The following is a 24736-nucleotide window of genomic DNA, read 5'->3' as shown; positions in this document are numbered from 1 at the left end:
CGGCGCCGGCCAGGCACGTCAGTATCAATAGATGCTGAACGGGAAGTACTTGTCGTTGATCTTTTTATAGGTGCCGTCGGCAACGATTTCCTTGAGCGCGGCGTTCAGCTTGTTGCGCAGTTCGTCGTCACCCTTGCGCACCGCGATACCGATCTTGTCGCTTTCCACCACCGGGTCGCCTTTGAATTCGAAGGCGGCGCCGTCTTTGCTCTTGAGCCATTCGTATTGCACGTATTTGTCCGCCAGGATGGCGTCAACGCGGCCCGAGAGCAGGTCCAGGTAAGCGTTTTCCTGGGTATCGTAGAGCGTGACCTTTACGTTGTAGTCATCTTCCATGTTGCGGTCTTCCAGCCAGGTGCCGGCCAGCGTGGCGCGTTGTGCGCCAATGGTCTTGCCGCTCAGGTAGGCCTTGTCGGTCTTGAAGTCTTCGGTGGCCTTCGGTGCGATGAATTGCAGCTTGTTGGAGTAGTACGGTTCGGTGAAGTCCACGGCCTGCTTGCGTTCCTCGGTAATCGACAGTGAGGAGATCAGGAAGTCGAACTTCTTGGCGTTCAGGGCCGGAATGATGCCGTCCCAGTCGGAGGTCACCACGCTGCATTCGACTTTCATCTTGGCGCACAGGGCGTCGCCAATGTCCTTGTCGAAGCCGACCACGTTGCCACTGGCATCTTTGTTATTGAACGGCGGGTAGGCCGCTTCGATGCCCATCTTCAGTGTTTCCGCGGCCATGGCGCTGGCCGAGAAGACCAGACTGGCGGCAGCGGCCAGGAGAAATTTCTTGTAGGTCTGCATATGTACTGCTCCGTTAGCGGTTGCTGGACATGAATTGTTTGCAGCGCGCCGAAAGCGGGTTTTCGAAGACCTGCTGTGGCGATCCTTGCTCCTCGACCAGGCCTTGATGAAGGAACACCACTTCGCTGGAAACCTGACGGGCGAAGCCCATTTCGTGAGTCACCAGCAGCATGGTGCGGCCTTCTTCGGCCAGGGCGCGGATCACACTAAGTACTTCCTGGACCATTTCCGGGTCAAGGGCAGAGGTGGGTTCGTCGAACAGAATCACTTTAGGCTGCATCGCCAGCGTGCGGGCGATGGCGGCGCGCTGCTGCTGACCACCGGAAAGCTCGGCAGGGTAGGCATGACGCTTGTCGGCGATGCCGACCTTGGCCAGTAGGGCTTCAGCCACTTCCACGGCCTCGGCCTTGCTCTGGCCGAGCACCCGGCGCGGGGCTTCGATGATGTTGTCGAGCACGCTCATGTGCGGCCAGAGGTTAAAGTTTTGAAACACAAAACCGATTTCGCTGCGCATGCGGTTGATCTGTTTGCCATCGGCGGCCACCAGTTCACCGTTTTTCGCGGCCTTGAGCTTGAGTTCTTCGCCGGCCACCAGGATCTGGCCCTGGTTGGGATTTTCCAGCAGGTTGATGCAGCGCAGGAATGTGGACTTGCCGGAACCGGAGGAACCCAGGATCGAGATCACATCGCCGTCGCGGGCGGTCAGCGAGACGCCTTTGAGCACCTCCAGCTTTCCGTAGCGTTTGTGCAGGTTGCGGATTTCAAGCGCTGGCGTGGCCTGGGCCATGTGCGGTCCTCATGGTGTGTGCTCCCTTGCTGTTGGCGGCCTTCCTGGCGAGGCGGCCAAGCTAGCATAGCGTCCGAATGGCAGCCAACAGCGCTACGGGTGGTAAACCGCGAATGTGCGGCAGGTTGTCGCATCGGCGCAGCAGACTGTCGCGCCATCAACAACCGAACGGCCGTTCGAACTCTGTTTACCGGTAAAAATCCCGGGGAGTCGCGTAAAAAAAGGCGCGATGGTGCCAGCTTTGGCTGGGGGTTGGAAGGGTTAATCGGATGAGTGTTGCCGTTGTGCGTTTTTATCGTCCATAGGAAGTTTTAGCTGGCTGTCCTCTTCTCCGTGAGGCTGATCGCGTTCTATTCGCTGGCGGGCTCTTCCATCAACTGACGATAACGATCCAGCGCCTCGCTGAAGTCCTTGATGAACTCCGGGGTGCTGAGCCAGCGCTGGGCCGTCTCGCGATCCATGTCGTCGGCCCACATGCGGTAGTCGACCAGCATGTCCGCGGCCAGGTTGGTGGCGGCCATGCTTTCGTTCTCGGCGTTTTTCAGGTCCAGCAGGCCGGGGCGTTCGCTGATCATCACGCTCAGGGACGCGAGCAGCGTGTCGAGCATTTCGCTACGGCTGATGGCCTCGGCTTCGCGTAGCTTGGCGAACAGCTCGAGCACGTAGACCGGTGGCTGGGCGGTGGCGTGGGCCGGGTCGCCATACATGGGGATGGATTTACGTCCGCTCATGCGGATTTGCTTGGCTTTGTCTTTGGCACGCTTGGCGCGTTTTTGCTGTTTGTTCAGTGAGGCCATTGGGCTTCGGTTTCCAGTTTGTTAGGGGGCGATGCCCGGCTCAGTTGATTTTCGGCACGGTAAAGCTGAATTCGCTGCCCTTGCCTGGCTGGCTTTCGGCGTGCAGTTTACCGCCATGGGCCTGGACAATCCCCTTGGAAATATACAAACCCAGTCCGGTGCCGTTCGGGTTGCCTTCCTTGACTGTCCAGTAGCGGTCAAACACGTGAGGCAACTGCTCCGGTTTGATTCCTTCGCCGGTATCACGAACGCTGAACACGATCTCGTCACCCACCGACATCGCGCTGATGCCCACGCTGCCTTGCTGGGGGGTGAACTTGATGGCGTTTCCGATCAGGTTCGACAGCACCTGGAACAACCGCTCGGGGTCGGCATTGATCTTGAGATTGGGTTCGGCGTGGAACGAAATATCGATGGCCTTGGCGGTTGCCAGCGGAGTCAGCAGCGAGCAGGCGTCTTCGAATATCTGGCTGACGTCCAGCGGCTGGGGATGGATGGTGTAGCGCCCGGCGTCGATGCGCGAAGTGTCCAGCAGGTCTTCGAGCAGAACGTTCATGCGGCTGGCGGCCTGTTGCATGGTGTCGATGGCTGAAGCAATTCGCTTGGAGCTATGGGAGCCGTCGGAGCTGAAGGACTTTTGCATCATGCCGCAGAGCATGGATATGACCGTCATCGGGTTGCGCAGGTCATGGGACACCACCGCCACCAGCTCATCACGCGCCTGCACCGCCTGACGCTCCTTGTGGACTTGCCGGGCCAGATCGTTTTCCAGCGCTGAGCGGCGCAGGTCGTTGGCGGCAAACAGATCGCCGTGGGTCCATTTGGTACTGATGCCGGCCATTTCGACTTTCCAGATTTCGAAAGACGTTCGCGGTCGCAGGCGCAAACCTGTCTCGCTGCTTTCCAGGTCCAGGGGTTTTTGCGGGTCGCCGCTCCACTGGATGGTTTGCTTCACCTCGGGGCGGAACCACAGCACGCCATTTTCCACAGGCTTGGGCAGGTGGATCGCCAGCACACCGCTCGCCACGTCCTGATAGGCCTGGGCTGGAGCGAAAACGCTGCTCAGGTTGTGGTGGGAGAAAACGGGCTGGTCGGTCTCCAGCATCCATTTATGCAGCTCGCGGATCTGCTCCGCTTCCGGGCACTGGCCATGGCGGTGCAGCTTGTTGTCCTCGAGGATCGCGACGCCGGTGGCGCCGGTCAGGTCCATCAGCCTTTGGGGTTCGCGGGACAAGCCGTCAAAGACATTGTCGCTGGACTCGGCCATGGCCGTGGCGAGAACCTTGAGGTCCTCAAGCTTGGCATCCCGTTGACGGGTCAGATCCAGTGCTTCCATGGCGCTGATCTGCAGCGACAGCACTTGGCCGATGGTCTGGCAGGCCATGCGCATTTCATGGGGCACGAGCAGGGGTTGACGGTTGCCGCAACTGATCAGGCCCCACAGTCGGTCGCCTTCCATCAGGGAAATGCTCATGGACGACAGCACACCCATGTTTTTCATGTATTGGCGGTGGATCGGCGAGACGCTACGCAGGGTGGAAAAGCTCAGGTCCAGGGGTGTCTGAGTGTCGGGACGCAACTGCGGGACCAGCGGTACCGGCGTGTAGTCAGCGTTGGGGATGATCCGCAGCCAGTTGGTGCGATACAGCTCCCGGGCCTGTTCAGGGATATCCGATGCCGGAAAAAACAGGCCTTTGTAGAGCTCCATCGACGGCGCGCTGGCCTCGGCGATCACCTGGCCATGGCCTTCTTCTTCGAAGCGATAGATCAGCACCCGGTCGTAACCGGTCATGGCCTGAATTTCCCGAACGCTGATTTCGTACAGAGCCTGGAGGCTTTTCGCGCTTTGCAGGCGTTGCAGCATGCGCCCCAGGTTGGCTTCGCCGCTGACACCTTCGGGACGGTAGTCGCTCAGGTGCTGTTCCAGTTCGACGATCAGGGCGCCTTGATGGCGGTGGACCAGGGCGTCAAAACGCAACTGGTTCACGACAATCCCCACGGGCGCGTTGTCCCCGTCCGCATCGGCGCGACAGGCCTTGAGGACGGCTTGGGCCTGCTGCTGCCCGAACAGTGCGTCCAGCGTCTGGCCGGGGAGACCGTGAGAATCGTGCCCCATCAATTGCAATACGTTGGCGCTGACCTGTCGGATGACGAAGTCGGGTTCGGACAGCATCAGTAGCACGCCATGAGGCTGGATGGCCCCGGGGAAGCGAATCGGTTCGTCTGCACAATTGGCCAGCAGTTCTTCGAAGGCTTCCTGGTTTTCCGGGGTCATAACAATACCTTTTGGCTGTCCAGCCAGTGTTCAAAATGAGTAAACGTCGCTTTGGCGGCACGTGTGACTTCGAGCGTTTGGGCGTCGCCAAGGTTCCTGTCGCCCAAATACTGAAGGAAGTCCTTCCAACGCCGACCGGTGAGTTCGCCATACACATTGAGAAACGCCGCGCCGCTGGAGGCATCAAGGCCGAGCTGTTCGGCGACTCTGCGCCGCAGGATCTGCCCCCCGAGGGTTGCACCTTCCAGCACATAGGAAACCCCCAGGGCGGCGGCACGGGAATCGATCTGCGGCAGATCCCGGCAGGTGGGCAGTGCCTCGATAGCGTGGTCATCCAGGCCCAGTGCCGTGAGATCCGCCCGCAGTACGGGAAGCTTGATCCGCAGGGATTGGTCCAACCCCGTCGGTGTCAGCGTCAGGACATGAAGTCGCTGTTCCAGCGGTTTATAAAAACCGTAGTAGGCGGCCATCAGGCGCCGGTACAGGTCGAGGTCCAACTGTTCGGAGAAAAACGGCAAGCGTTTTTCCAGGGCGACGTGCAGCTCAGCGGTTTCGGTCCGCAATGCCTGAATCAGAGAAGGGGGAGGCGCGGCCGGTGACATGCGGGATAGAGCTCGTTGACTGGAGCGTTGCTGGAAAAAAAGCGCATCAATCTTACACAGATTTTTCGGCCAGAGCGGCCATCAGCCGTTGGCTTTCAGTTCGCCCGTCGTCAGGCTTGGTTGTCGAGCCTCAAGGCTTGTTCCAGGTCGGTCTCCAGCAAAGCGCCGGCATTGGGCATTCCGAGGAACTCCAAAACTACGGGATCCCTGACGATGTCCCTCGGGCTGAGATTGAGCCTTTCAATATGGCTGGTCGCTTCCTGTTTCACCGCCGGGCGGTCTTGGCTGGCCAGCGGACGTTCGTAGTAGAGGGTGCCGATCTGACGTTCCAGGGCGCGGGTGGACCAGTTTTGGATGGCTACCTCGTTCATGTACCAATGGCGGGCGTTTGGGGCTTCTACCCGCAGAAGTGTGCGGTAATGGGTCCAGCTCAATTCGGAACGCACTGCGTTCCAAATTGGAAACGATTGATAAAAGTCCCGCATGTGGCGCAGGTTGCGTTCATCAAAGCCTTTCCCAAACGGGAGGACCAAAAGGATGCTCTGGACGACGTTTCGATGATGCAGGGCGAGTCTGATTAGGTGGGAGGAAAGCCGTCCGATTCTTGCAGGACGGGTTTGACGCCGCCTGATCTTGGCTGACCCTGGCTTGTAGGAGCTATCCCGGGATGGCGTCATCCACTGCCGACGTCCTCATAATGAGGACGATCATCAGATCGGATCTTGGGCTAGCGCCTTGGACGCGGCGACATAATCGGCCTGGAACTGCTCACTCTCCACCCAATCCAGCGCGGTCTGCTCATCGACGCCTTTGGTCAGGCGACGGTATTCGATCAATGCAGTAATGATGAAGTCGGTCGCTTCGTCCTCACCTTCCTGTTCCAGCACCAGCGTCAACAATGGATAGGCCAGGAACGCTTCGCACATCGCCTTCTGGCTGACCTTTTCAGCTGAGCTCATGATTTGGAACAGCTCCGTCAGGTCCACGGATTCCAGATCGATGCGCTCATCGTTCGGGTCCAGGAAATCGTTCGGCGCAGCAGCACGCTGAATGCGGTTCTTCTTGGCTTTCGCCTTGGCGCGCTGGTTTCGTTTCTGCTGTTTGTTTGCCGATGACATGGGGGGGCAGACTCCTGGCATGAAAATAAGGCGATCTATCCTACAGCTTCAGGGCAACCACTTCGAATCTCAATCCACCACAAACAATGTGGCACCCAATGAGGTTGAAGAGCTCGACGCGCCGTCACAGCTCCCGTAAATCCCAGGCAATAAAAAACCCCGATCAATTTCTTGATCGGGGTTTTCGGTATTTGGTGCCCAGAGACGGAATCGAACCGCCGACACGGGGATTTTCAATCCCCTGCTCTACCGACTGAGCTATCTGGGCAACGGGGCGCATTAAACGGGTTTTTCAGGGGGTCGTCAAGCACGTTATCAAAAAATATTTAATTATTACCGTCGCTTACGATCCGCCCCGGTTCTGGGTGGCCTATTCGGACGGCGGCACGTAGCCTTCGGCCTTGGCGTATTCTTCGCCGGAAAAGAACTTTTCCATTTCGCCTTGAAGGTATTTGCGGTCTTCGGCGTTCATCATGTTCAGGCGTTTTTCGTTGATCAGCAGGGTCTGGTGTTTTTGCCAGTCCGCCCAGGCCTTGGCCGAGACATTGTCGTAGATGTCTTGCCCTTTGACGCCCGGGAACGGCGCGCGCTCCAGGCCTTCGAGTTGTTCTTTGTACTTGCGGCACATGATGGTGCGGGTCATTGCAACTCTCCTGCGTTCAATACGGCGGCCGCGCGTTCGAGCAAGGTCTTGACCGGGGCGGCAAGGCCCAGGCGCGGCGGGGTGGCGAGGTTATACCAGAGCCAGTCGGCCTCGGCCACGTGATGGCCGGTTTCCCGGACCCGGACCAGCCAGGGTTCGATCGCCAACTGGAAGTGGCTGAAAGTGTGCACCAGGCTTGGCATCTGCTGATGATTGCCCAGCTCCAGCGAGTGTTGCAGGGCCAGGTGTTGCAGGTCGTCGAGGTCGTCGAGTTCCGGCAGGCTCCATAAACCGCCCCACAGGCCCGTGGAGGGGCGACGATAAAGCAGAATCGCGCCTTCGCGGTTGGCCAGCATCGGCATCAAGGTGCGTTTTTTGGGCACATCCTTGCGTGGCTTGGGGATCGGGTAGCGGGTCTCCAGGCCGAGCATGTGGGCTTGGCAGCCTTTTTTAAGCGGGCAAAGCAGGCAGCTGGGTTTGCTGCGGGTACAGAGCGTGGCGCCCAGGTCCATCATCGCCTGGGTGTAGGCGTTGACCCGGTCTTGAGGCGTGAAGCGCTCGGCAGTCGCCCACAGTTGCTTCGCGACCTTCGGTTCGCCCGGGTAACCTTCCTGGGCGGTGAAGCGCGCCAGCACCCGCTTGACGTTGCCATCGAGGATCGGTGCCCGCAGGCCCATGCTGATGCTGGCGATGGCGCCGGCTGTGGACAGGCCGATCCCCGGTAATTCGGTGAGTTTTTCCACGTCGCGGGGGAATTCACCGCCATATTGGTCGACTACGATCTTCGCGGTTTTCTGCAGATTACGGGCGCGGGTGTAGTAGCCCAGGCCGGTCCACAGGTGCAGCACTTCGTCTTCCGGCGCGGCGGCCAGGGCTTGCACGGTGGGCAGCGAGGCCATGAACCGGTCGAAATAATTGAGCACGGTGCTGACCTGGGTCTGCTGCAGCATGATTTCCGAGACCCACACCCGATACGCCGTGATGTCTTGCTGCCAAGGCAAGTCGTGGCGCCCGTGGCGGTCGAACCAGTCCAGTACGGCGCTGGAAAACTGCTCGGCTGTCATCGCTTGAACAACCCCTTGAGCGCGTCCTTCAGCTCGGGGCTGACCTTGTCGCCGAGCTTCTCGTCGATCTTCTCATTGAGCTTGTCACCGAGGCGGTCGCCGGCCAGTTTCGCGGCGACTTTGCCCAATCCTTCGTTGTCCAGCCGGCATGCCTTCGCGCCCAGCTCCAGCGGACCGCGGCAGCGTAACGGCCATTCGACATCGACGTAACGTTCGTTGACCTGGCAAGCCGGGTCGGGCATGTCGCTCTTGTCGCCTTCGATGATGATGCCGACGCGGTAGTCCATGCCCAGCACACGCAGGTCGATATCGCCGTTGCCGTTGACGGTCATGCCAGGGATGCGGACCTTCAGGTCCGGGTTGCTGGCCACGCCGCTGCGGAAGGTGAGATTGCCGTTGAGTTGCTCGAACGGGGTGTCCTTGCCCCGGGGCTCGCCACTGAGGGTTTTACGATTGAGGGTGGCGATGCCCCTGCACAACTGCTGCTCGAGGTTGGCATTGAGCAGGACGCCGTCGTTGATGACGAACCCGGCAGTACCGTTGAGGCTGTCGATCAGGGCCTTTTGGCTGTTGCCACTGGCGGTCACGGCGCTGTTGAGTGTCACCAGGCCTTTGACGGGCGGATTCTTGCCCTGGCTTTCGATGATTTTCTCGGCCGGTACCCGGTTGATGCGGGTTTGCAGGCTCAACTGCGGCGTTGGCTGGCGCACGTCCAGCGTGCCTTTGACTTCGAAGTTGCCGTTGTACAAATCGCCCCGCAGGTTTTCCAGGGTCAGCAGGCCGCCCTGGCCGGTGGCCTTGAGCGCGGCATTCTGGATCGGCAGTTTATCGAGGGTCAGTTGGCCGAAGGTCAGGTCGGCATCCAGGTCCAGTTTGCCCAGGCGTTCGACCGGAAACAGCCGGTCGTTGCTCCAGGCGCCCTGGGTGGGCGCGCTCGGCAACGGTGTGCTGCCGGCGCCCGCCATGGCACTGGCTTCGGTGTTGCTGACCTCCGCCTCTCGGGCCGCCTTGGAACTGTCGGCCTCGGCGGATTTTGGCGGCAGGTAGCGGTCAACGTTGAAGGTATCGGCCTTGAGCTGCGCACGCAGTGACTGCTTGGCAAAGTCTTCCACGGCGATACGACCGCTGAAGGTGCTGTCGTCGATTTTCAGATTGATACTATTGAATTCGGCGCTGGTCGGCGTGGCCGCAATACGGGTGACCAGTTCGACTTTGCTCAAGCTGCCTTCGGCCATGGCTGGCAGTTTCTGACCGACGCCGTCGACGAATTTCGCCAGGTCGAATTGGGCGATCGACATGCCGCCGCTCAGTTGCGGGGTCTTGTCCAGATCATTGACCTTCAGTTCGCCCAACGCCCGCAGTTGATTGATGGAAAGCTTGATGCCGGTCCATTCGGCGACGTTCGCCGCTTTATCCAGGAGTAGCTGCCCGTGTGCCGCGAACGTCACGGTCTTGCCTTGCAAAGGGTCGCCCGTGGCTTCGCCGGACAGCTTCAGGTCTTCGAACTTGTAGCGCTGCAAGGCGCGCTCGAAGCGCAGCTCGCCCGTGACCTCGGTGCGCACCCGCACGGCTGGCTGGTTGCTGGCCAGGAATGCGGTGAGAGTGACCGGAATGTTGGTGGAATCATGGATCGGGCCAGTGCTCAGTTGGATGCTTTCGGCGGTGAACTGCCGGCCGGCCTGCTCGTCGGTGTATTCGACCCGGGCGTTGTTCACGGTCAGGCTGTCGATGTCCAGGCGGGTTGGCTGGGCCGGTTTCTGCGCCGGGGCGCTGTCCCCAGGGGCAGGCTGTTCGGCCGGTGCCGGGGCGTTTGCCGTGGTTTTGGAGGCGGCGGGTGCCTTGCCGATGTCTTCCCAATTGCCGTGGCCGTTCTTGTCACGGTTGAGTCGCAGGTTCAGGCCTTCGACGCGCACGTCGCTCATCTGCACTTCGCGGCGCAGCAGTGGAATCACGCGCACGGAAAGGCCGAGCATCTGCAGGTCGGCGAACGGTTGTGTCGGGTTTGCCAGGGTGGCGACACTGGCTTCGTGCAATTCCAGACCCAGCCACGGGAAAAGGCTCCAGCCGATGTCGCCATTGAGGGTCAGCTCAATGTGGGCCTTGTCGCGGGCTATCTGGCGGATCTCTTCTTTATAGTCGTTGGGATCGAAGAGGTGGGTCAGGGCAAAGCCCAAGGCCACAATGACCAGCAACAGCCCGAGAAGTACCAGACCCAGGATTTTGCCGAACGCTTTCATGGGCGAGTCCTTGTAGGTTGAGTTCAAAATTTAGCCTGGGAGTATAACGCCCTGACCTAGTGGCGCGTTGGGTGATCGTTCTTTCTGACAGGCCTGTGGGCCATGGAACCGTGGCGAGGGCCGCGCTGAGCTCCCGGATCTAGGCCTGCTCCAGTGCCAGTTTCAATTTGGCCGCCAGCGCCTGGGCTTCCAGATGACCGGATGGGGCCAAGAGCTTCAGTTCGGCACCGTGTTGCGTAGCCATTTTCCGTGCTTCGCTGACCAATCGTTCCGCCACCCCACGACGACGGGTGACGTTTCGCACGCACATTTGGGACAAGTGCCAGACGTCCTGGTGCCGTTGCAGCCGTGCGGCACCGAGCAACCGGTCATTGAAGCGGGCTGCGATCAATGCGCCGTCCTCCAGGCATTTGTGTATCAATTGTGTGCCGTCAGTGAACGGCTCGAACAGCCAGGCCGGGGCATCCTGGTAGATTTTGTGCAGGTCCTGCCGGTCCCGACAGGTGGCGTCATTCAACTGCTCGACAACGATGGGCATATAAATTCCTGAAAAATAAACGATTCACGCCCTACAGAAAACGTGCAATGGCGCGATAAGACAGAAGATGTAAAAAAGGTGATAGCACTTTGGCTTTTCTGTCATAAGCAAATGGTAACCTTTACCCGTTCGCCCGTCCTTCTGCGACTCAATGTCGCACCAAAATGAAGCTTCACCAGAAAATACAGTCGCGCTTTGCGTGCAATAAGGCTGAGGGTGATGCATGGCTGGCGAGCCATACCAATAACTGGGGGATACATAATGAGCACGAGCATCACGGCGGACGGCTTTGCCGCCCAGCCTGCGTTCCTCTCCAAGGAACGCATTATCGCCAAGCCCGGATTCAACCGGTGGCTGGTTCCACCGGCCGCACTGGCCATCCACCTTTGCATCGGCATGGCCTACGGCTTTTCGGTGTTCTGGTTGCCGTTGTCCAAGGCACTGGGCGTCACCAAGCCTGTAGCCTGTGCACCGGACATGAGCTTCATCGCACAAGTCTTTTCATCCCAATGTGACTGGCCGATCTCGATGCTCGGCTGGATCTACACCCTGTTCTTCATCTTCCTGGGTTGCTCGGCAGCCATCTGGGGCGGCTGGCTGGAACACGCCGGGCCGCGTAAGGCTGGCGTTGTATCGGCCTTGTGCTGGTGCGGCGGTCTGCTGATTTCCGCGCTGGGTATCTACACTCACCAGATATGGCTGATGTGGGTCGGCTCCGGGGTAATCGGTGGTATCGGCTTGGGGCTAGGCTACATCTCCCCGGTTTCGACGCTGATCAAGTGGTTCCCGGACAAGCGTGGCATGGCCACCGGCATGGCGATCATGGGCTTCGGCGGCGGCGCGATGGTAGGTGCACCGCTGGCTGCAGCGCTGATGAGCCATTTCTCTTCGCCGACTGAAGTGGGCGTATGGCAAAGCTTCCTGGTCATGGCCGCGATCTACTTCGTGTTCATGGTCGGTGGCGCCCTGTCGTACCGCGTCCCGCCGACCGGCTGGAAGCCTGAAGGCTGGACCCCGGCACCGAAGAAAGCTGCGAACGCGATGATCACCCATCGTCACGTTCACGTGAACGTGGCCTGGAAAACCCCGCAGTTCCGTCTGGTATGGCTGGTGCTGTGCCTGAACGTATCTGCCGGTATCGGCATCATCGGCATGGCATCGCCACTGTTGCAGGAAGTGTTCGGCGGCAAGTTGCTTGGCACCGACCTGCCTTTCGGTCAACTGGACGCCGTGCAACTGGGTCAAATCGCTGCCATCGCGGCCGGTTTCACCGGTTTGTTGAGCCTGTTCAACATTGGTGGACGGTTCTTCTGGGCATCCTGCTCGGATTACCTGGGTCGCAAGAACACCTACTTCGTGTTCTTCGCCCTGGGCTTTGCCCTGTACGCGCTGATCCCGAACCTGGGCCATCTGGGCAGCGTCGCGCTGTTCGTGGCGGCGTTCTGCATCATCCTGTCGATGTACGGCGGCGGTTTTGCCACCGTGCCGGCCTACCTGGCGGACCTGTTCGGTACGCAAATGGTCGGCGCGATCCACGGTCGGCTGTTGACCGCTTGGGCCGCAGCAGGCGTGCTGGGTCCGGTACTGGTGAACTACCTGCGTGAATATCAGCTGAGCATCGGCGTTGAACGCGCTGCGGCCTATGACATCACCTTGTACATCCTCGCCGGCCTGCTGGTACTGGGCTTCCTGTGCAACCTGATGGTCCGTCCGGTCGCCGACAAGTACTTCATGACCGACGCCGAACTGGCCGCCGAACAGGCGCTGGGCCATGACAAGGGCGCTGACAGCACCACTTCGCTGGAGTGGAAAGCCGCGCCGGGCACCAAGCCTTTGGCGATCGCCGCCTGGTTGGTGGTGGGCATTCCGTTGGCGTGGGGTGTCTGGGTAACCCTGCAGAAGACGGCGGTGTTGTTCCAGTAATGCGCTAGCCCGAACCCGCTGGGGTGAGGGCGAATCTTGTGGGAGCGAGCCTGCTCGCGATGAGGGAGGGTCAGCCAGCATCATTGTCGGCTGATCCACCGCTATCGCGAGCAGGCTCGCTCCCACATTTGTTTTGGGTGATGGCCACAATTGCTTGTACGGACATGTCTATCGCCGACAACCCGTCAGGGATATCACCTCCCGTGTTTCTGTTTGCCGCTCGCGCCCCTATAATGGCTGCCTTTTTCGCCCAATGATTTTGCGGAGCTGGTGATGGCCGAACGTAAGGCGTCTGTCGAGCGCGACACTCTGGAAACCCAGATCAAAGCCTCGATCAACCTGGATGGCACCGGAAAGGCCCGGTTTGATATCGGCGTGCCTTTTCTTGAGCACATGCTGGACCAGATCGCCCGTCATGGGCTGATCGACCTGGATATCGTCAGCAAGGGCGACCTGCACATCGACGACCACCACACGGTGGAAGACGTCGGTATCACCCTGGGGCAGGCCTTCACCAAAGCCATCGGCGACAAGAAAGGCATCCGTCGCTACGGCCACGCCTACGTGCCGCTCGATGAGGCGCTGTCGCGTGTGGTCATCGACTTCTCCGGTCGTCCGGGCCTGCAAATGCATGTGCCATACACCCGTGCCACCGTTGGCGGCTTCGACGTGGACCTGTTCCAGGAATTTTTCCAGGGCTTCGTCAACCACGCCAATGTGACCCTGCACATCGACAACCTGCGCGGGCACAACACCCACCACCAGATCGAAACCGTGTTCAAGGCTTTCGGCCGCGCGCTGCGCATGGCCGTGGAGCTCGATGACCGCATGGCCGGGCAAATGCCCTCCACCAAGGGCGTCCTGTAATGCAGACGGTCGCGGTTATCGATTACGGCATGGGCAACCTGCACTCGGTGGCCAAGGCCCTCGAGCACGTGGGCGCCGGCAAGGTACTGATCACCAGCGATGCCGACGTGATTCGCGAAGCCGACCGGGTGGTCTTTCCCGGTGTTGGTGCGATTCGTGACTGCATGGCCGAGATCCGTCGCCTGGGCTTCGATTCGCTTGTGCATGAAGTCAGTCAGGATCGTCCGTTCCTTGGCATTTGCGTGGGCATGCAGGCCTTGCTCGAGAGCAGCGAGGAGAACGACGGCGTCGATTGCATCGCGATGTTTCCAGGCCAGGTGAAGTTTTTCGGCAAGGATCTGCACGAAGACGGCGAGCACCTGAAAGTCCCGCACATGGGCTGGAACGAGGTGAAGCAGACGGTGGATCACCCGCTGTGGCACAACATTCCGGACCTGGCGCGCTTCTACTTCGTGCACAGCTACTACATCGCGGCCGGTAACGCCCGGCAGGTGGTGGGCGGCGGTCACTATGGCGTCGACTTCGCCGCGGCCCTGGCCGACGGTTCGCGCTTCGCCGTGCAGTTCCACCCGGAGAAGAGCCATACCCATGGCCTGCAGTTGCTGCAGAACTTCGCGGCGTGGGACGGGCGCTGGTAATGGCCCGCAAGAAACCGCCGATCCTCACCCTCACGCCCGAGCAGGAAAGTGAGGCGAACCTCAAGATCCAACGGTTCATGGAGGATCGTTTTGAACTGGACCTGGGTTCGTTCGAAGCGGCGGAAATTCTTGAGCTGTTTACCCGCGAAATTGCTCCGCACTATTACAACAGGGCGATTTTCGATGTGCAGACACACCTTAAAGAAAGGTTCGAAAGCATCGAAAGCGACTTGTGGGCGCTCGAGAAAAACTGATTTCCGAGCCAAGCTGAACATTCGAATTTGAAGGTTTGCCAGATGCTGATTATCCCCGCTATCGATCTCAAGGACGGCGCTTGCGTACGTCTGCGTCAGGGCCGGATGGAAGACTCCACGGTGTTCTCCGATGACCCGGTGAGCATGGCCGCCAAGTGGGTGGAGGGCGGCTGCCGTCGCCTGCATCTGGTTGACCTGAACGGTGCCTTCGAAGGGCAGCCGGTGAACGGCGAAGTGGTCACGGCCATTGCCAAGCGCTACCCGAACCTGCCGATCCAGATCGGCGGCGGTATCCGCTCGCTGGAAACCATCGAACACTACGTCAAGGCTGGCGTGAGCTATGTGATCATCGGCACCAAGGCGGTGAAAGACCCGGCGTTTGTCGCTGAGGCTTGCCGCGCCTTCCCGGGCAAGGTCATCGTTGGCCTGGATGCCAAGGACGGTTTCGTCGCCACTGACGGTTGGGCTGAAGTCAGCACCGTGCAGGTGATAGACCTGGCCAAGCGTTTCGAGGCCGATGGGGTGTCTGCCATCGTCTACACCGACATCGCCAAAGACGGCATGATGCAGGGCTGCAACGTTCCGTTCACCGCCGCCCTGGCCGCCGCCACGAAGATTCCGGTGATCGCCTCCGGCGGCATCCATAACCTGGGCGACATCAAGGCGCTGCTCGACGCCAAGGCGCCTGGCATCATCGGCGCGATCACCGGTCGCGCGATCTACGAAGGCACGCTGGATGTCGCTGAGGCCCAGGCCTTCTGCGATTCCTACAAAGGCTGAGGACTGACCATGGCGCTGGCCAAACGCATCATCCCTTGCCTGGACGTGGACAACGGCCGGGTGGTCAAGGGCGTCAAGTTCGAGAACATCCGCGACGCCGGCGACCCGGTGGAAATCGCCCGTCGCTATGACGAGCAGGGCGCGGACGAGATTACCTTCCTCGACATCACGGCCAGCGTCGACGGCCGCGATACCACGCTGCATACCGTCGAGCGCATGGCCAGCCAGGTGTTCATCCCGCTGACCGTGGGCGGTGGCGTGCGCACCGTGCAGGACATCCGCAACCTGCTCAACGCCGGTGCGGACAAGGTGTCGATCAACACCGCCGCGGTGTTCAACCCGGAATTCGTCGGCGAAGCGGCCCAGCGTTTTGGTTCGCAGTGCATTGTCGTGGCCATCGATGCCAAGAAAGTGTCCGGCCCGGGCGAAACCCCGCGCTGGGAGATCTTCACCCACGGTGGGCGCAAACCCACCGGCCTGGACGCCGTGGAATGGGCGAAGAAGATGGAAGGCCTGGGGGCCGGTGAGATCTTGCTGACCAGCATGGACCAGGACGGCATGAAAAACGGTTTCGACCTGGGCGTCACCCGCGCCATCAGCGATGCCTTGGGCATTCCGGTCATCGCCTCCGGCGGCGTCGGCAACCTGCAGCACCTGGCCGATGGCATCCTTGAAGGCCATGCCAGTGCGGTACTGGCGGCGAGCATTTTCCACTTCGGCGAATACACCGTGCCGGAAGCCAAGGCTTACATGGCGCAGCGCGGAATCGTCATTCGATAAGCGGGCACAACCGAGCCCCGATGCTCACCTCAGGGGGCGACGGGGGGTGTGTTCTGCGCCCCTGTCGCAGGGCTCAGTACGTCAATCCTCGGCTCGGATGCCTGGCCTGATTTGTCGTAGGCGATTGTGCAGAATTTCAGCGGCAGTTCTGCATCTGGAAACCAGAAATCCATGTAGGTGTGGGTCAGATACTGCTCATCCCTTGAGCAATCTGTGGTGTCCAGCGGGCCAAATTTGACGGCGTAGGTCCGGTACTCGCTACCGCGTGCCAGCTCCACGCCGACTCCGCTGCTGATCGACAAATCGGGCTGCGCCGTTGGCGTGTCATCAAGGACTTCCACCACAAGGGACAGCCCATTCTTGATGAGTCCGACCTGCGCTCCTTGAGTCGCGGAATCAACGCCAAGAATGCAAAGGAAATAGAAACCGGGCTGGGCGCCGATCTCGCTGTTGATAAACGCGTCGTTAGAACTTATTGCGTCGCTGTAGTAATGGCCACTTTCGCAGTCCTTCGCAGTGCGCACGGTCTTGTGGCGATAAAAAGCGGTGCTGATGGAGAAATGGTAATCCCATGTCGGAATTTCCATCGTCCCGTCATCCCGTTTTTTGAGCCTCTTGTACCTTGCGGGCTCGTTGGCATCAGCACTCACGGTAAACGCTGGATAAAGCGGACAAGAGGAAGTTGCCTCATTGGCAATGTGGCCTTGTACAAAGCATCCGTTGAGAAAGATCGTCGGGTTCCCATAAACGTTTTTGGGAATGGCCTTATAGACATCCCCAACCCGCGTACAGGGTGCATGTTCGTCGCATGGAGCGAAACCGGCCGCCAGGTTACCGGTGCCTATTACGCCTATTATCTCGTTGGAGTGACGATCAAGAATCGGCCCCCCTGAACTGCCGCCGGCTATATCCTGACAGCGCGTCATCACGTTGTTTCGCCATACCCATGGGCCTTCCACTATTTCCCGAGCAGGCTGCAAAGTGCAGGCAGCCATGCGCAATGTGGCTTTGTCGAAACCCTGCGGGGCACTCACGATCAGCACATCAGTCCCGTCGGCAGGCTTTTGTCGGGCCAGCTCCAGGGGCTGTATACCTTCCTCAATGAGTTTCTGAAGGCTGACGTCCAATTCTATGATCGCCAGATCAACGCCTTGCATACTGCGCCATGCCACCTTTTTCAGCGCGTAGGTTTTGAATAACTCGGTGTCGGCGAAGTAATCGAACTGCATGACCCCGCTGACCGGTTTATCCGTCACGATGTTGCCGTTGCCTTTTTCGATACAGTGTCCTGAAGTGAGTACATAGGCGGGTGTTGGTTGGGGTACCGATGCATCCTGAGTGTCGAGGAGCGTCGCGGTACAAGAGCCGTCGATAAACAGGCGTCCGACGCCCCGCCAGTGGTTGTGTGATCCATCCGCGTTTTCAAGAACCTTTGAGGCCGTAAAATTTTGCATGCCTTCGCCAAAGTCCTGGCTGTGGGCGATACCCTGCAAACTCAGCGAGCAGAGCAGGCCGGTCAGCAGAAAGGAGATCGATTTCATCGAGTAGTACCTTTGGTTAGTTGAATGAAAACCGGCAGTGGCCGGTGTTCTCCAATTAATCAGGTAGGGGCTGACGGTTGGCGGTAAATAGTTACCTCAACGGTGAGAGTGCTGTTTTATATTTTGAGTCGTTGAGCCGCCTGGGCAGCAAAGGGCTGTGGACATGCTCGCAGGCCCGAGGCACTCTTGGGCACGCCATGGATTCGGGTAGCAGACATGTTCAGACGCATTCTTTTGGTTATTGCCAGTGCCTCTTTGTTGTTCGCCAACGGGGCGCAGGCTCAAGATCGCCGTGACGTCGGCCTGGTGTTGCTGACGGAAAACTTCCCGCCCTACAACATGGCCAAGAATGGCAAAAACTTCGCTCAGGACGAGAACATCAATGGCATCGCGGTGGATATTGTCCGCGAGATATTCAAACGTGCCGATATCAGCTACAGCCTGACACTGCGTTTCCCGTGGGAGCGAATTTATAAACTGGCCCTGGATAATCCCGGGTACGGCGTGTTTGTCACGGCGCGATTGCCCGAGCGTGAAAAACTCTTCAAATGGGTCGGCCCGATTGGCCCGGACGACTGGATCATGCTCGCCAAGGCTGACAGCAAGATTTCCCTGGACTCGTTGGAGCAGGCGCGTCAATACAGGATCGGGGCTTACAAGGGTGACGCGATTGCCGAGACCTTGGCCAAGCAAGGGCTGAACCCGATTGTCGTGTTGCGCGATCAGGACAACGCCAGGAAGCTGGTCAATGGTCAAATCGATCTGTGGGCCACCGGGGATCCGGCCGGGCGCTATCTGGCGCGTGAGGAAGGGGTGAGCGATCTCAAGACCGTGCTACGGTTCAACAGTGCCGAGTTGTACCTGGCGTTGAACAAAAACGTGCCCGACGACGTGGTCGCCCGCCTTCAAGCGGCCCTGGATGAACTGCGCAAGGAAGGTGCGGTGGACGCGATCATGGCGCGGTATCTCTGAAGACTGCGCCACCGCCATCGCGAGCAGGCTCGCTCCCACAGGGTGTCGGGTTGTTCGCCAGTCATGTGCCCACCGCAGATCCAGTGTGGGAGCGAGCCTGCTCGCGATAGCGGCGGCGCGGTTTAACCGCTACCGATAAACCCCATCTTTGCCATGCCCAGCCATCGCCCGATTGCTGCGCAAGCTGATCATCGACTTGATGTCGATCCATTCGATGCCCTGGGCCTTGAGCCTGGGCAGTTCGCGTTCGAGCACGGCCAGGGTCTGCGGATAGGGATGGCCAATCATCACCGCAGAACCCTGCTGGCGAGCCAGCTCTATGGCGACCTGAAGCTGATGGGCGATGGCCGCTTCGGTGCGCTCATCGTCCAGGAACACATCACGTGACACGCTGGCGAGGCCGATTTTTTGCGCCTCGGCGGCGGCGACTGTCTGGGCGCTGGTGCGGCTGTCGACAAAGAACTTGTGTCGCTGCTGCAAGTTCGCCATCAACCACGCCATGGCCCGCGGCTGGGAAGTCATGCGGCTGCCCATGTGGTTATTGATCCCGCTGGTGAAGGGCACGGCGGCGAATGCGGCGTCGAGGCGTTTTCCCAACTCTTCAAGGGGCAGTTCCGGATGCCAGGCGAACGGCCCGGTGGCCGGGTCCATGGGCATGTGCAGCATGACGACCTTGCCGGCGCGATGGGCTTCGCGGGCGAGTTCGGCAGCGTGTGGCGTGTCGGGCATGATCGCCGCAGTGACCGGGCCGGGCAGGGCCAGCACGCGGCGATCCCGAGGCAGGTTCTGCCCCAGGTCATCGATGATCAGGCTCAGGTAGGCCTTGTGCGGTGCCGGTGCCGGTGTGGCGGGCGCGGCAAAGGCCGCGCCAGCCAGGCAGCACACCAGGCCCAGGATGAAGCGCAGGCCCATCTCAGCGGCCGGAGGTGATGTTCAGTCCTTTGAGCAGGCTCAGGGCCTGAGCCAACTGATAATCATCATCCTGCGGCATGGGCTTGGCCTTGGCGCCGGAACCGGTCGGTTTGTCGGCGCCGCCGTTGCCATTGCCCAAGTGACCCTGCAAGTCAGCTTCCTTGAAGTACTCGCTGTCCTGCTCGCTGGTGATCTTGGCCTTGCGCACCTCGATGTCCGGGACGATGCCCTGGGCCTGGATGGATCGGCCGTTAGGGGTGTAGTACAGCGCAGTAGTGATCTTCAGGGCGCGGTCATTGTTGAGCGGCAAGACGGTCTGCACCGAGCCTTTGCCAAAACTGGTGGTGCCCATGACGACACCGCGTTTCTGGTCCTGCAGGGCGCCGGCGACGATTTCCGATGCCGAAGCGCTGCCACCGTTGATCAGTACCACCAGCGGCACGGCTTCGCTCAGGTCGTTGCCGGTGGCCGAAAAGCGCAGCTCGGAATTGGCGATGCGGCCCTTGGTGTAGACGATCAGGCCCTTGGTGATGAAATGGTCCACCACCTCCACGGCCGATTGCAGCACGCCGCCGGGGTTGTTACGCAGGTCCAGGACCATGCCGTTGAGCTTCTTGCCGTTGTCCTTGCGCAGCTTGGCCAGGGCCTTGGCGACTTCTTCGCCGGTCTTGACCTGGAACTGGGTGATGCGGATGTAGCCGTAGCCCGACTCCAGCAACTGGCTCTTCACGCTTTTGACCTGGATGATCGCGCGGGTCAGGGTCACGTCGAACGGCGTGCCGCCATCGCGCACCAGGGTCAGGGTAATCTTCTGGCCGATCTTGCCGCGCATCTTGTCCACGGCTTCGGTCATGCTCTGGCCGCGAGTCGGCTGGCCGTTGATCTTGACGATGAAGTCACCGGCCTGGATGCCGGCCTTGGAAGCAGGCGTGTCGTCGATGGGCGAAACCACTTTGACGAAGCCGTCTTCGCTGCCGACCTCGATGCCCAGGCCGCCGAACTCGCCGCTGGTGCTTTCCTGCAGCTCGGCGAAATCTTCCGGCCCCAGGTAGGCCGAGTGGGGGTCAAGGTTGCTGAGCATGCCCTTGATGGCGTTCTCCAGCAGCAGCTTGTCGTCCACCGGTTCCACGTAAGCGGCCTTGATCCGGTCCATGACTTCGGCAAAGGTGCGCAGTTCGTCCAGCGGCAGCGGGGCCTTGGTGGTCGCGGCCGTAGCGGCGGTCGACGAGGGGGCCGGTTCAGCGGCGAACGCCAGGGGCGCACCGATCACCAGGGCGATCGTCAGGGCCAGCGAGGTGAGGCGGGACAAATGCAGCATGTCGAACGAACTCCTGAGTTGGATGGGCGCGCTTATCCTTGCGCACGACACCATTGGGTCGGGTCACTGGGGCGACCCTGCTGACGAATAGCGAAATACAGCGCTGGCGTATCCTGCCCGCCACTGTTACCAACCGTAGAGATGGACTCGCCGGCCTTGACTACATCGCCGGCCGCCTTGAGCAGCGTCTGGTTATGGCCGTACAGGCTCAAATAGCCGTTACCATGATCCAGGATCACCAGCAGGCCGGCGCCGCGAAGCCAGTCGGCGAACACCACACGACCGCCATGCACGGCATGCACCTGGCTGCCGGCAGTGGCGCTGATCATCACGCCGTCCCATTTGGTGCGGGTATCATCGCCGCGGGTTTGGCCGAAGCGTGCAAGCAATCGACCATTGACCGGCCATGGAAGTTTGCCCCGTGCCGAAGCAAAGGCGCCGCCGAAGGTTTCACCCCCTGCCGAAACCAGGGGGCCAGGGCTTGATCGGGCAGGTTTGCTCGGTGCATCGCTGGCGTCGGCCTGGGCCTCACGCAAGCTCTTTTTTTCGGCTTCCTGCTGGGCGATCAGCGCCTTCTGGCGCGCTTCTTCCGCCTCTCGAGCCTGGCGTGCCAGGGTTTCTTCGATGGTCTTCAAGACTTTTGCCAGTTGAGCCTGGTCCTGCTCGCGAGCCTTGAGCTTGCTGTCGCGGGCCTTCACGTCCTCATTGAGCTTGGCCAGGGCGACCTGACGCTCCTTGCGAACCTTCTCGAGTTCTTCGCGCTGGGTGTCGAGGCTGCTTTTCTGCACCAGCAACTGGGCCTGCTGCAATTCAATCTCTTTTTCGACATTGGCCAGCTGGCGCAGGGTTTCGTTAAAGCTCTTGAGTTGCTCCAGGCGTGCCTGGCTCAGGTAATCGTAGTACGTGAGTGTGCGAGCGAATTTCTCGGGGTTCTGCTGGTTGAGCAACAGCTTGAGGTACTCCTGACGGCCGTTCTGGTAGGCCGCGCGGGCCTGGATGGCGATCAGCTTTTGCTGTTCAGTGCGCGCGCTCTGGAGTTTTTTTTTCTCCGTATCGAGTCGCTGCAACTCGGATTCACTTTTCTTCAGCTCTTGTTGCAGGGCGTCGACCTGCTTTTCCAGCTTGCCCATCTCGGTCTCGGTACCGCGCAGATCTTTCTGCACGCCGGACTTCTCTTCCTGCAACTTGCCCAGCAGCTTTTTCAGCTCGGCAATGTCCTGACGCGTGGCGTCCAACTGCTGTTGGGTTTGTGCGCGCTCGTCAGCGAAGGCCGGTTGGAGCAGGCAGGTCAGAGCGAGGGCTATCAGAACGCGAAGCATAGAGGCGGGCGACACCAGGGAAAGGGACGGCCTAGTATGCCCGCCCCACGCTGCAAAAAAAACGCCCATTTGGGGCTGTGTGATAACTGGCCCAAAAAACACCTTGAACCCTGTGGGAGCGAGCCTGCTCGCGATGAGGCCATAACATCCAACATAGATGTTGACTGTAATACCGCTATCGCGAGCAGGCTCGCTCCCACATTGGTAAGTGTTGGGTCAGACCAGGATCGACGTCCCGGTCATCTCCGCCGGCTTCTCCATCCCCAGCAACATCAGCATCGTCGGCGCCACGTCAGCCAGTACGCCGCCATCGCGGACCTTGAAGTCACGCTTGCCGACATAGATGAATGGCACCGGCTCGGTGGTGTGGGCGGTGTGGGCCTGGCCGGTGGACTCGTCGGACATCTGCTCGACATTCCCATGGTCGGCGGTGATCAGCGCTTCACCGCCGACTTTTTCCAGCGCCTCGACGATGCGCCCGACGCAGGTGTCCAGGCATTCCACCGCTTTGACCGCGGCGTCGAACACCCCGCTGTGGCCGACCATGTCGCCGTTGGCGTAGTTGACCACGATCACGTCGTAGCGCTGGTGCTCGATGGCATCGACGATGCGGTCGGTGACCTCCGGTGCGCTCATCTCCGGTTGCAGGTCATAGGTGGCGACTTTCGGCGACGGGATCAGGATGCGTTCTTCGCCGGGGAAGGGCTCTTCACGGCCACCGGAGAAGAAGAACGTCACGTGGGCATACTTCTCGGTTTCAGCGATGCGCAGTTGGGTCTTGCCGTTCTTCGCCAGGTAGTCGCCCAGCACGTTTTCCAGGCTGCCGGCGGCGAAGGCCGACGGCGCGGGGATGCTGGCGGCGTATTGGGTCAGCATCACGAAGCCGGCCAGTTTCGGCTGGCGGGCGCGTTCGAACTCCTTGAAATCGTCTTCGACAAACACGCGGGTCAGCTCGCGGGCACGGTCGGCGCGGAAGTTCATGAACACCACGGCGTCGCCGTCCTCGACTTTGACCGGCTCGCCGATGGTGGTGGCCTTGACGAATTCGTCGCTTTCACCCCGCTCGTAGGCGGCTTGCAGGCCTTCCTGGGCGGTGGCGGCGTTGAACTCGGCGTTGCCGTCGACGATCAGGTTGTAGGCCTGGGACACCCGGTCCCAGCGGTTATCGCGGTCCATGGCGTAGTAACGGCCGACGATGCTGGCGATACGGCCCTTGCCGAGAGCCTGGAAGGTGCTGTCGAGCAGTTCGATCGACGAAGTGGCGCTTTTTGGTGGCGTGTCGCGGCCATCGAGGAACGCGTGCAGGTAGATTTTTTCGGCACCGCGCTTGAAGGCCAGTTCAGCCATGGCGATCAGATGGTCCTGGTGGCTGTGCACGCCGCCATCGGACAGCAGGCCCATGAAGTGCACGGCTTTGCCAGCAGCCACGGCTTTATCCACAGCAGCGCAGATGGTCGGGTTTTCAAAGAACTCGCCGTCGCGGATCGCTTTGGTCACGCGGGTGAAGTCCTGATACACCACGCGGCCCGCGCCGAGGTTCATGTGGCCGACTTCGGAGTTGCCCATCTGTCCGTCGGGCAGGCCGACGTCCATGCCGCTGCCGGAGATCAGGCCGTTCGGCACGGTGGCCCACAGACGGTCCAGCACAGGCTTGCGGGCCGCGTACACGGCATTGGATTCGTGGCTGTCACTGTGACCGAAGCCGTCGAGAATCATCAGGACCAAAGGTTTAGGCGTGGTAGTCATGGAATCCACTCGTGGCTGATTAAAAGAAGGCGATGGAAAAGGGACGGGCAGTTTAAAGGTAAGTTCCGGTGCCGTCACCGCCGGGCGGGGTTTGGCCGGCCTTGTGTGCTGTGTATACTGGCCGACATTTTAACGCCCTGGAACCTCCTTCGATGGTTGCTCACCTGATTGAATTTGCCACTAACCACTACCTTCTCGTCGGTATCTTCGTCGTACTGCTGGCGTTGCTGGTTGCCCATACGATGCAGGGCGGCGGTCGCAGTCTCAGTACTGGCGAGCTGACGGCACTGGTCAACAAGGACGCCGGCGTGGTGGTAGACATCCGCCCGAGCAAGGATTTCGCCGCTGGTCACATTGTCGGCGCGGTGAACATTCCCCAGGACAAACTGATCGCTCGTATCGGTGAACTGGAAAAACACAAGGCCAAGACGCTGATCCTGGTGGATGCTCAGGGCCAGCACGCAGGCACTCATGCCCGCGAGCTGATGAAGTCCGGCTTTACCGCCGCCAAACTGTCCGGTGGCGTTGCAAGCTGGAAAGCCGACAATCTGCCCCTGGTGAAGTGATATGACCCACGTTGTTGTCTATTCCAGCGATTACTGCCCCTATTGCTCCCGAGCCAAGTTCCTGCTCAAGAACAAAGGTGTGGCTTTCGAAGAGATCAAGGTCGACGGCAAGCCGCAACTGCGCGCCGAAATGACTCAAAAGGCCGGACGTACCTCCGTGCCGCAGATCTGGATCGGCAGCACCCACGTGGGCGGTTGCGATGATCTGTTTGCCCTGGATCGCGCCGGCAAGCTCGATGCGATGCTCAAGGCCTGAATTCCCCACTA

The 24736-nt window shown here is 60.3% G+C and carries 24 protein-coding genes, 1 tRNA gene and 1 pseudogene; 9 read left to right on the top strand and 17 right to left on the bottom strand.

Annotated features, from left to right (window positions below; all coding sequences use genetic code 11):
- Nucleotides 1-24: 24 nt before the first annotated feature.
- The 12 genes and pseudogenes from PSH91_RS25320 to panM all read right to left on the bottom strand — a co-directional run bounded on the left by PSH91_RS25320 (nt 25) and on the right by panM (nt 10853).
- Nucleotides 25-792 (bottom strand): ABC transporter substrate-binding protein, encoded by a 768-nt coding sequence (locus PSH91_RS25320; RefSeq protein ID WP_047226887.1) that lies wholly within the window; start codon nt 790-792, stop codon nt 25-27.
- 13 nt (nt 793-805) lie between these two features.
- Nucleotides 806-1579, bottom strand: coding sequence for an ABC transporter ATP-binding protein (locus tag PSH91_RS25315; protein ID WP_047226888.1), 774 nt, complete (start codon nt 1577-1579; stop codon nt 806-808).
- A 350-nt stretch (nt 1580-1929) separates the two neighbouring features.
- Nucleotides 1930-2376, bottom strand: coding sequence for a hypothetical protein (locus PSH91_RS25310; protein WP_047226889.1), 447 nt, complete (start codon nt 2374-2376; stop codon nt 1930-1932).
- Between the two features lie 40 nt (nt 2377-2416).
- Nucleotides 2417-4651, bottom strand: coding sequence for an ATP-binding protein (locus PSH91_RS25305; RefSeq protein ID WP_305466915.1), 2235 nt, complete (start codon nt 4649-4651; stop codon nt 2417-2419).
- Nucleotides 4648-5253 (bottom strand): biliverdin-producing heme oxygenase, encoded by a 606-nt coding sequence (locus PSH91_RS25300; RefSeq protein ID WP_047226891.1) that lies wholly within the window; start codon nt 5251-5253, stop codon nt 4648-4650. Before PSH91_RS25300 ends, PSH91_RS25305 begins: the two co-directional genes overlap by 4 nt.
- Nucleotides 5254-5384: 131 nt before the next feature.
- A pseudogene (locus tag PSH91_RS25295) lies at nt 5385-5783 on the bottom strand (DUF1016 N-terminal domain-containing protein); the annotation flags it as partial.
- 180 nt (nt 5784-5963) lie between these two features.
- Nucleotides 5964-6371 carry a hypothetical protein gene (locus PSH91_RS25290; RefSeq protein WP_047226892.1) on the bottom strand — a complete coding sequence of 136 codons (408 nt, stop codon included), beginning with the start codon at nt 6369-6371 and terminating at the stop codon, nt 5964-5966.
- Between the two features lie 192 nt (nt 6372-6563).
- A tRNA-Phe gene (locus tag PSH91_RS25285) sits at nt 6564-6639 on the bottom strand.
- Nucleotides 6640-6741: 102 nt separating this feature from the next.
- Complete coding sequence (locus tag PSH91_RS25280; RefSeq protein WP_288911538.1) at nt 6742-7014, bottom strand: oxidative damage protection protein; 273 nt, start codon at nt 7012-7014, stop codon at nt 6742-6744.
- Complete coding sequence (mutY, locus tag PSH91_RS25275; protein ID WP_047226894.1) at nt 7011-8078, bottom strand: A/G-specific adenine glycosylase; 1068 nt, start codon at nt 8076-8078, stop codon at nt 7011-7013. Before mutY ends, PSH91_RS25280 begins: the two co-directional genes overlap by 4 nt.
- Nucleotides 8075-10315 (bottom strand): AsmA family protein, encoded by a 2241-nt coding sequence (locus tag PSH91_RS25270; protein ID WP_076383346.1) that lies wholly within the window; start codon nt 10313-10315, stop codon nt 8075-8077. Before PSH91_RS25270 ends, mutY begins: the two co-directional genes overlap by 4 nt.
- 139 nt (nt 10316-10454) lie before the next feature.
- Entirely contained in the window at nt 10455-10853 is a 399-nt protein-coding gene (gene panM, locus PSH91_RS25265) for an aspartate 1-decarboxylase autocleavage activator PanM (RefSeq protein WP_047226896.1), read from the bottom strand.
- 261 nt (nt 10854-11114) lie between these two features.
- Here panM and PSH91_RS25260 point away from each other — a divergent pair, with 261 nt between their 5' ends.
- The 6 genes from PSH91_RS25260 (at nt 11115) to hisF (ending at nt 16095) form a co-directional block, all read left to right on the top strand.
- Complete coding sequence (locus tag PSH91_RS25260; protein ID WP_305466914.1) at nt 11115-12776, top strand: OFA family MFS transporter; 1662 nt, start codon at nt 11115-11117, stop codon at nt 12774-12776.
- Between the two features lie 273 nt (nt 12777-13049).
- Nucleotides 13050-13643, top strand: coding sequence for an imidazoleglycerol-phosphate dehydratase HisB (gene hisB / locus PSH91_RS25255; protein ID WP_003186751.1), 594 nt, complete (start codon nt 13050-13052; stop codon nt 13641-13643).
- On the top strand, nt 13643-14281 hold the full coding sequence (gene hisH, locus PSH91_RS25250) for an imidazole glycerol phosphate synthase subunit HisH (RefSeq protein WP_047226898.1): 639 nt from the start codon (nt 13643-13645) through the stop codon (nt 14279-14281). The genes hisB and hisH overlap by 1 nt, the downstream gene beginning before the upstream one ends.
- Nucleotides 14281-14535 carry a DUF2164 domain-containing protein gene (locus tag PSH91_RS25245; RefSeq protein ID WP_047226899.1) on the top strand — a complete coding sequence of 85 codons (255 nt, stop codon included), beginning with the start codon at nt 14281-14283 and terminating at the stop codon, nt 14533-14535. The genes hisH and PSH91_RS25245 overlap by 1 nt, the downstream gene beginning before the upstream one ends.
- Nucleotides 14536-14577: 42 nt before the next feature.
- Nucleotides 14578-15315, top strand: coding sequence for a 1-(5-phosphoribosyl)-5-[(5-phosphoribosylamino)methylideneamino]imidazole-4-carboxamide isomerase (gene hisA, locus PSH91_RS25240; RefSeq protein ID WP_047226900.1), 738 nt, complete (start codon nt 14578-14580; stop codon nt 15313-15315).
- Between the two features lie 9 nt (nt 15316-15324).
- A complete protein-coding gene (gene hisF / locus PSH91_RS25235) occupies nt 15325-16095 on the top strand; it encodes an imidazole glycerol phosphate synthase subunit HisF (RefSeq protein ID WP_047226901.1) in 771 nt (256 codons plus the stop codon).
- Nucleotides 16096-16124: 29 nt separating this feature from the next.
- On the opposite strand, the gene PSH91_RS25230 is transcribed toward hisF, so the two are convergent.
- On the bottom strand, nt 16125-17636 hold the full coding sequence (locus PSH91_RS25230) for a serine protease (RefSeq protein WP_160894008.1): 1512 nt from the start codon (nt 17634-17636) through the stop codon (nt 16125-16127).
- A gap of 216 nt (nt 17637-17852) precedes the next feature.
- On the opposite strand from PSH91_RS25230, the gene PSH91_RS25225 reads away from it, so the two are divergent.
- Entirely contained in the window at nt 17853-18608 is a 756-nt protein-coding gene (locus PSH91_RS25225) for an ABC transporter substrate-binding protein (protein ID WP_305466913.1), read from the top strand.
- Between the two features lie 129 nt (nt 18609-18737).
- Here the strand turns inward: PSH91_RS25225 and PSH91_RS25220 are convergent, their stop codons facing one another.
- The 4 genes from PSH91_RS25220 to gpmI form a co-directional block, all read right to left on the bottom strand.
- Nucleotides 18738-19520, bottom strand: coding sequence for a divergent polysaccharide deacetylase family protein (locus PSH91_RS25220; RefSeq protein WP_076383351.1), 783 nt, complete (start codon nt 19518-19520; stop codon nt 18738-18740).
- Nucleotide 19521: 1 nt separating this feature from the next.
- Nucleotides 19522-20838: a S41 family peptidase gene (locus PSH91_RS25215; protein ID WP_047226905.1), complete on the bottom strand. Its 1317-nt coding sequence runs from the start codon at nt 20836-20838 to the stop codon at nt 19522-19524.
- A gap of 32 nt (nt 20839-20870) precedes the next feature.
- Nucleotides 20871-22157 (bottom strand): murein hydrolase activator EnvC, encoded by a 1287-nt coding sequence (locus tag PSH91_RS25210; protein WP_305466912.1) that lies wholly within the window; start codon nt 22155-22157, stop codon nt 20871-20873.
- 216 nt (nt 22158-22373) lie between these two features.
- Nucleotides 22374-23903 carry a 2,3-bisphosphoglycerate-independent phosphoglycerate mutase gene (gene gpmI / locus PSH91_RS25205; protein WP_076383352.1) on the bottom strand — a complete coding sequence of 510 codons (1530 nt, stop codon included), beginning with the start codon at nt 23901-23903 and terminating at the stop codon, nt 22374-22376.
- A gap of 152 nt (nt 23904-24055) precedes the next feature.
- Here gpmI and PSH91_RS25200 point away from each other — a divergent pair, with 152 nt between their 5' ends.
- Complete coding sequence (locus tag PSH91_RS25200) at nt 24056-24469, top strand: rhodanese-like domain-containing protein (protein ID WP_305466911.1); 414 nt, start codon at nt 24056-24058, stop codon at nt 24467-24469.
- Nucleotide 24470: 1 nt separating this feature from the next.
- The gene (gene grxC, locus PSH91_RS25195) at nt 24471-24725 is read left to right on the top strand and encodes a glutaredoxin 3 (RefSeq protein WP_047226909.1); all 255 of its coding nucleotides are present in this window, start codon (nt 24471-24473) and stop codon (nt 24723-24725) included.
- Nucleotides 24726-24736 lie beyond the last annotated feature (11 nt).

It is taken from the genome of Pseudomonas sp. FP1154 (genome assembly GCF_030687245.1).
GTDB classification, from domain to species: domain Bacteria; phylum Pseudomonadota; class Gammaproteobacteria; order Pseudomonadales; family Pseudomonadaceae; genus Aquipseudomonas; species Aquipseudomonas rhizophila.
This window is presented reverse-complemented; position numbering and strand designations above follow the sequence as displayed.

Bases quoted from the DNA above. Each gene is read 5' to 3' on its own strand.
- PSH91_RS25320 (WP_047226887.1), bottom strand. From the start codon at position 792: ATGCAGACCTACAAGAAATTTCTCCTGGCCGCTGCCGCCAGTCTGGTC.
- PSH91_RS25315 (WP_047226888.1), bottom strand. From the start codon at position 1,579: ATGGCCCAGGCCACGCCAGCGCTTGAAATCCGCAACCTGCACAAACGC.
- PSH91_RS25310 (WP_047226889.1), bottom strand. From the start codon at position 2,376: ATGGCCTCACTGAACAAACAGCAAAAACGCGCCAAGCGTGCCAAAGAC.
- PSH91_RS25305 (WP_305466915.1), bottom strand. From the start codon at position 4,651: ATGACCCCGGAAAACCAGGAAGCCTTCGAAGAACTGCTGGCCAATTGT.
- PSH91_RS25300 (WP_047226891.1), bottom strand. From the start codon at position 5,253: ATGTCACCGGCCGCGCCTCCCCCTTCTCTGATTCAGGCATTGCGGACC.
- PSH91_RS25290 (WP_047226892.1), bottom strand. From the start codon at position 6,371: ATGTCATCGGCAAACAAACAGCAGAAACGAAACCAGCGCGCCAAGGCG.
- PSH91_RS25280 (WP_288911538.1), bottom strand. From the start codon at position 7,014: ATGACCCGCACCATCATGTGCCGCAAGTACAAAGAACAACTCGAAGGC.
- mutY (WP_047226894.1), bottom strand. From the start codon at position 8,078: ATGACAGCCGAGCAGTTTTCCAGCGCCGTACTGGACTGGTTCGACCGC.
- PSH91_RS25270 (WP_076383346.1), bottom strand. From the start codon at position 10,315: ATGAAAGCGTTCGGCAAAATCCTGGGTCTGGTACTTCTCGGGCTGTTG.
- panM (WP_047226896.1), bottom strand. From the start codon at position 10,853: ATGCCCATCGTTGTCGAGCAGTTGAATGACGCCACCTGTCGGGACCGG.
- PSH91_RS25260 (WP_305466914.1), top strand. From the start codon at position 11,115: ATGAGCACGAGCATCACGGCGGACGGCTTTGCCGCCCAGCCTGCGTTC.
- hisB (WP_003186751.1), top strand. From the start codon at position 13,050: ATGGCCGAACGTAAGGCGTCTGTCGAGCGCGACACTCTGGAAACCCAG.
- hisH (WP_047226898.1), top strand. From the start codon at position 13,643: ATGCAGACGGTCGCGGTTATCGATTACGGCATGGGCAACCTGCACTCG.
- PSH91_RS25245 (WP_047226899.1), top strand. From the start codon at position 14,281: ATGGCCCGCAAGAAACCGCCGATCCTCACCCTCACGCCCGAGCAGGAA.
- hisA (WP_047226900.1), top strand. From the start codon at position 14,578: ATGCTGATTATCCCCGCTATCGATCTCAAGGACGGCGCTTGCGTACGT.
- hisF (WP_047226901.1), top strand. From the start codon at position 15,325: ATGGCGCTGGCCAAACGCATCATCCCTTGCCTGGACGTGGACAACGGC.
- PSH91_RS25230 (WP_160894008.1), bottom strand. From the start codon at position 17,636: ATGAAATCGATCTCCTTTCTGCTGACCGGCCTGCTCTGCTCGCTGAGT.
- PSH91_RS25225 (WP_305466913.1), top strand. From the start codon at position 17,853: ATGTTCAGACGCATTCTTTTGGTTATTGCCAGTGCCTCTTTGTTGTTC.
- PSH91_RS25220 (WP_076383351.1), bottom strand. From the start codon at position 19,520: ATGGGCCTGCGCTTCATCCTGGGCCTGGTGTGCTGCCTGGCTGGCGCG.
- PSH91_RS25215 (WP_047226905.1), bottom strand. From the start codon at position 20,838: ATGCTGCATTTGTCCCGCCTCACCTCGCTGGCCCTGACGATCGCCCTG.
- PSH91_RS25210 (WP_305466912.1), bottom strand. From the start codon at position 22,157: ATGCTTCGCGTTCTGATAGCCCTCGCTCTGACCTGCCTGCTCCAACCG.
- gpmI (WP_076383352.1), bottom strand. From the start codon at position 23,903: ATGACTACCACGCCTAAACCTTTGGTCCTGATGATTCTCGACGGCTTC.
- PSH91_RS25200 (WP_305466911.1), top strand. From the start codon at position 24,056: ATGGTTGCTCACCTGATTGAATTTGCCACTAACCACTACCTTCTCGTC.
- grxC (WP_047226909.1), top strand. From the start codon at position 24,471: ATGACCCACGTTGTTGTCTATTCCAGCGATTACTGCCCCTATTGCTCC.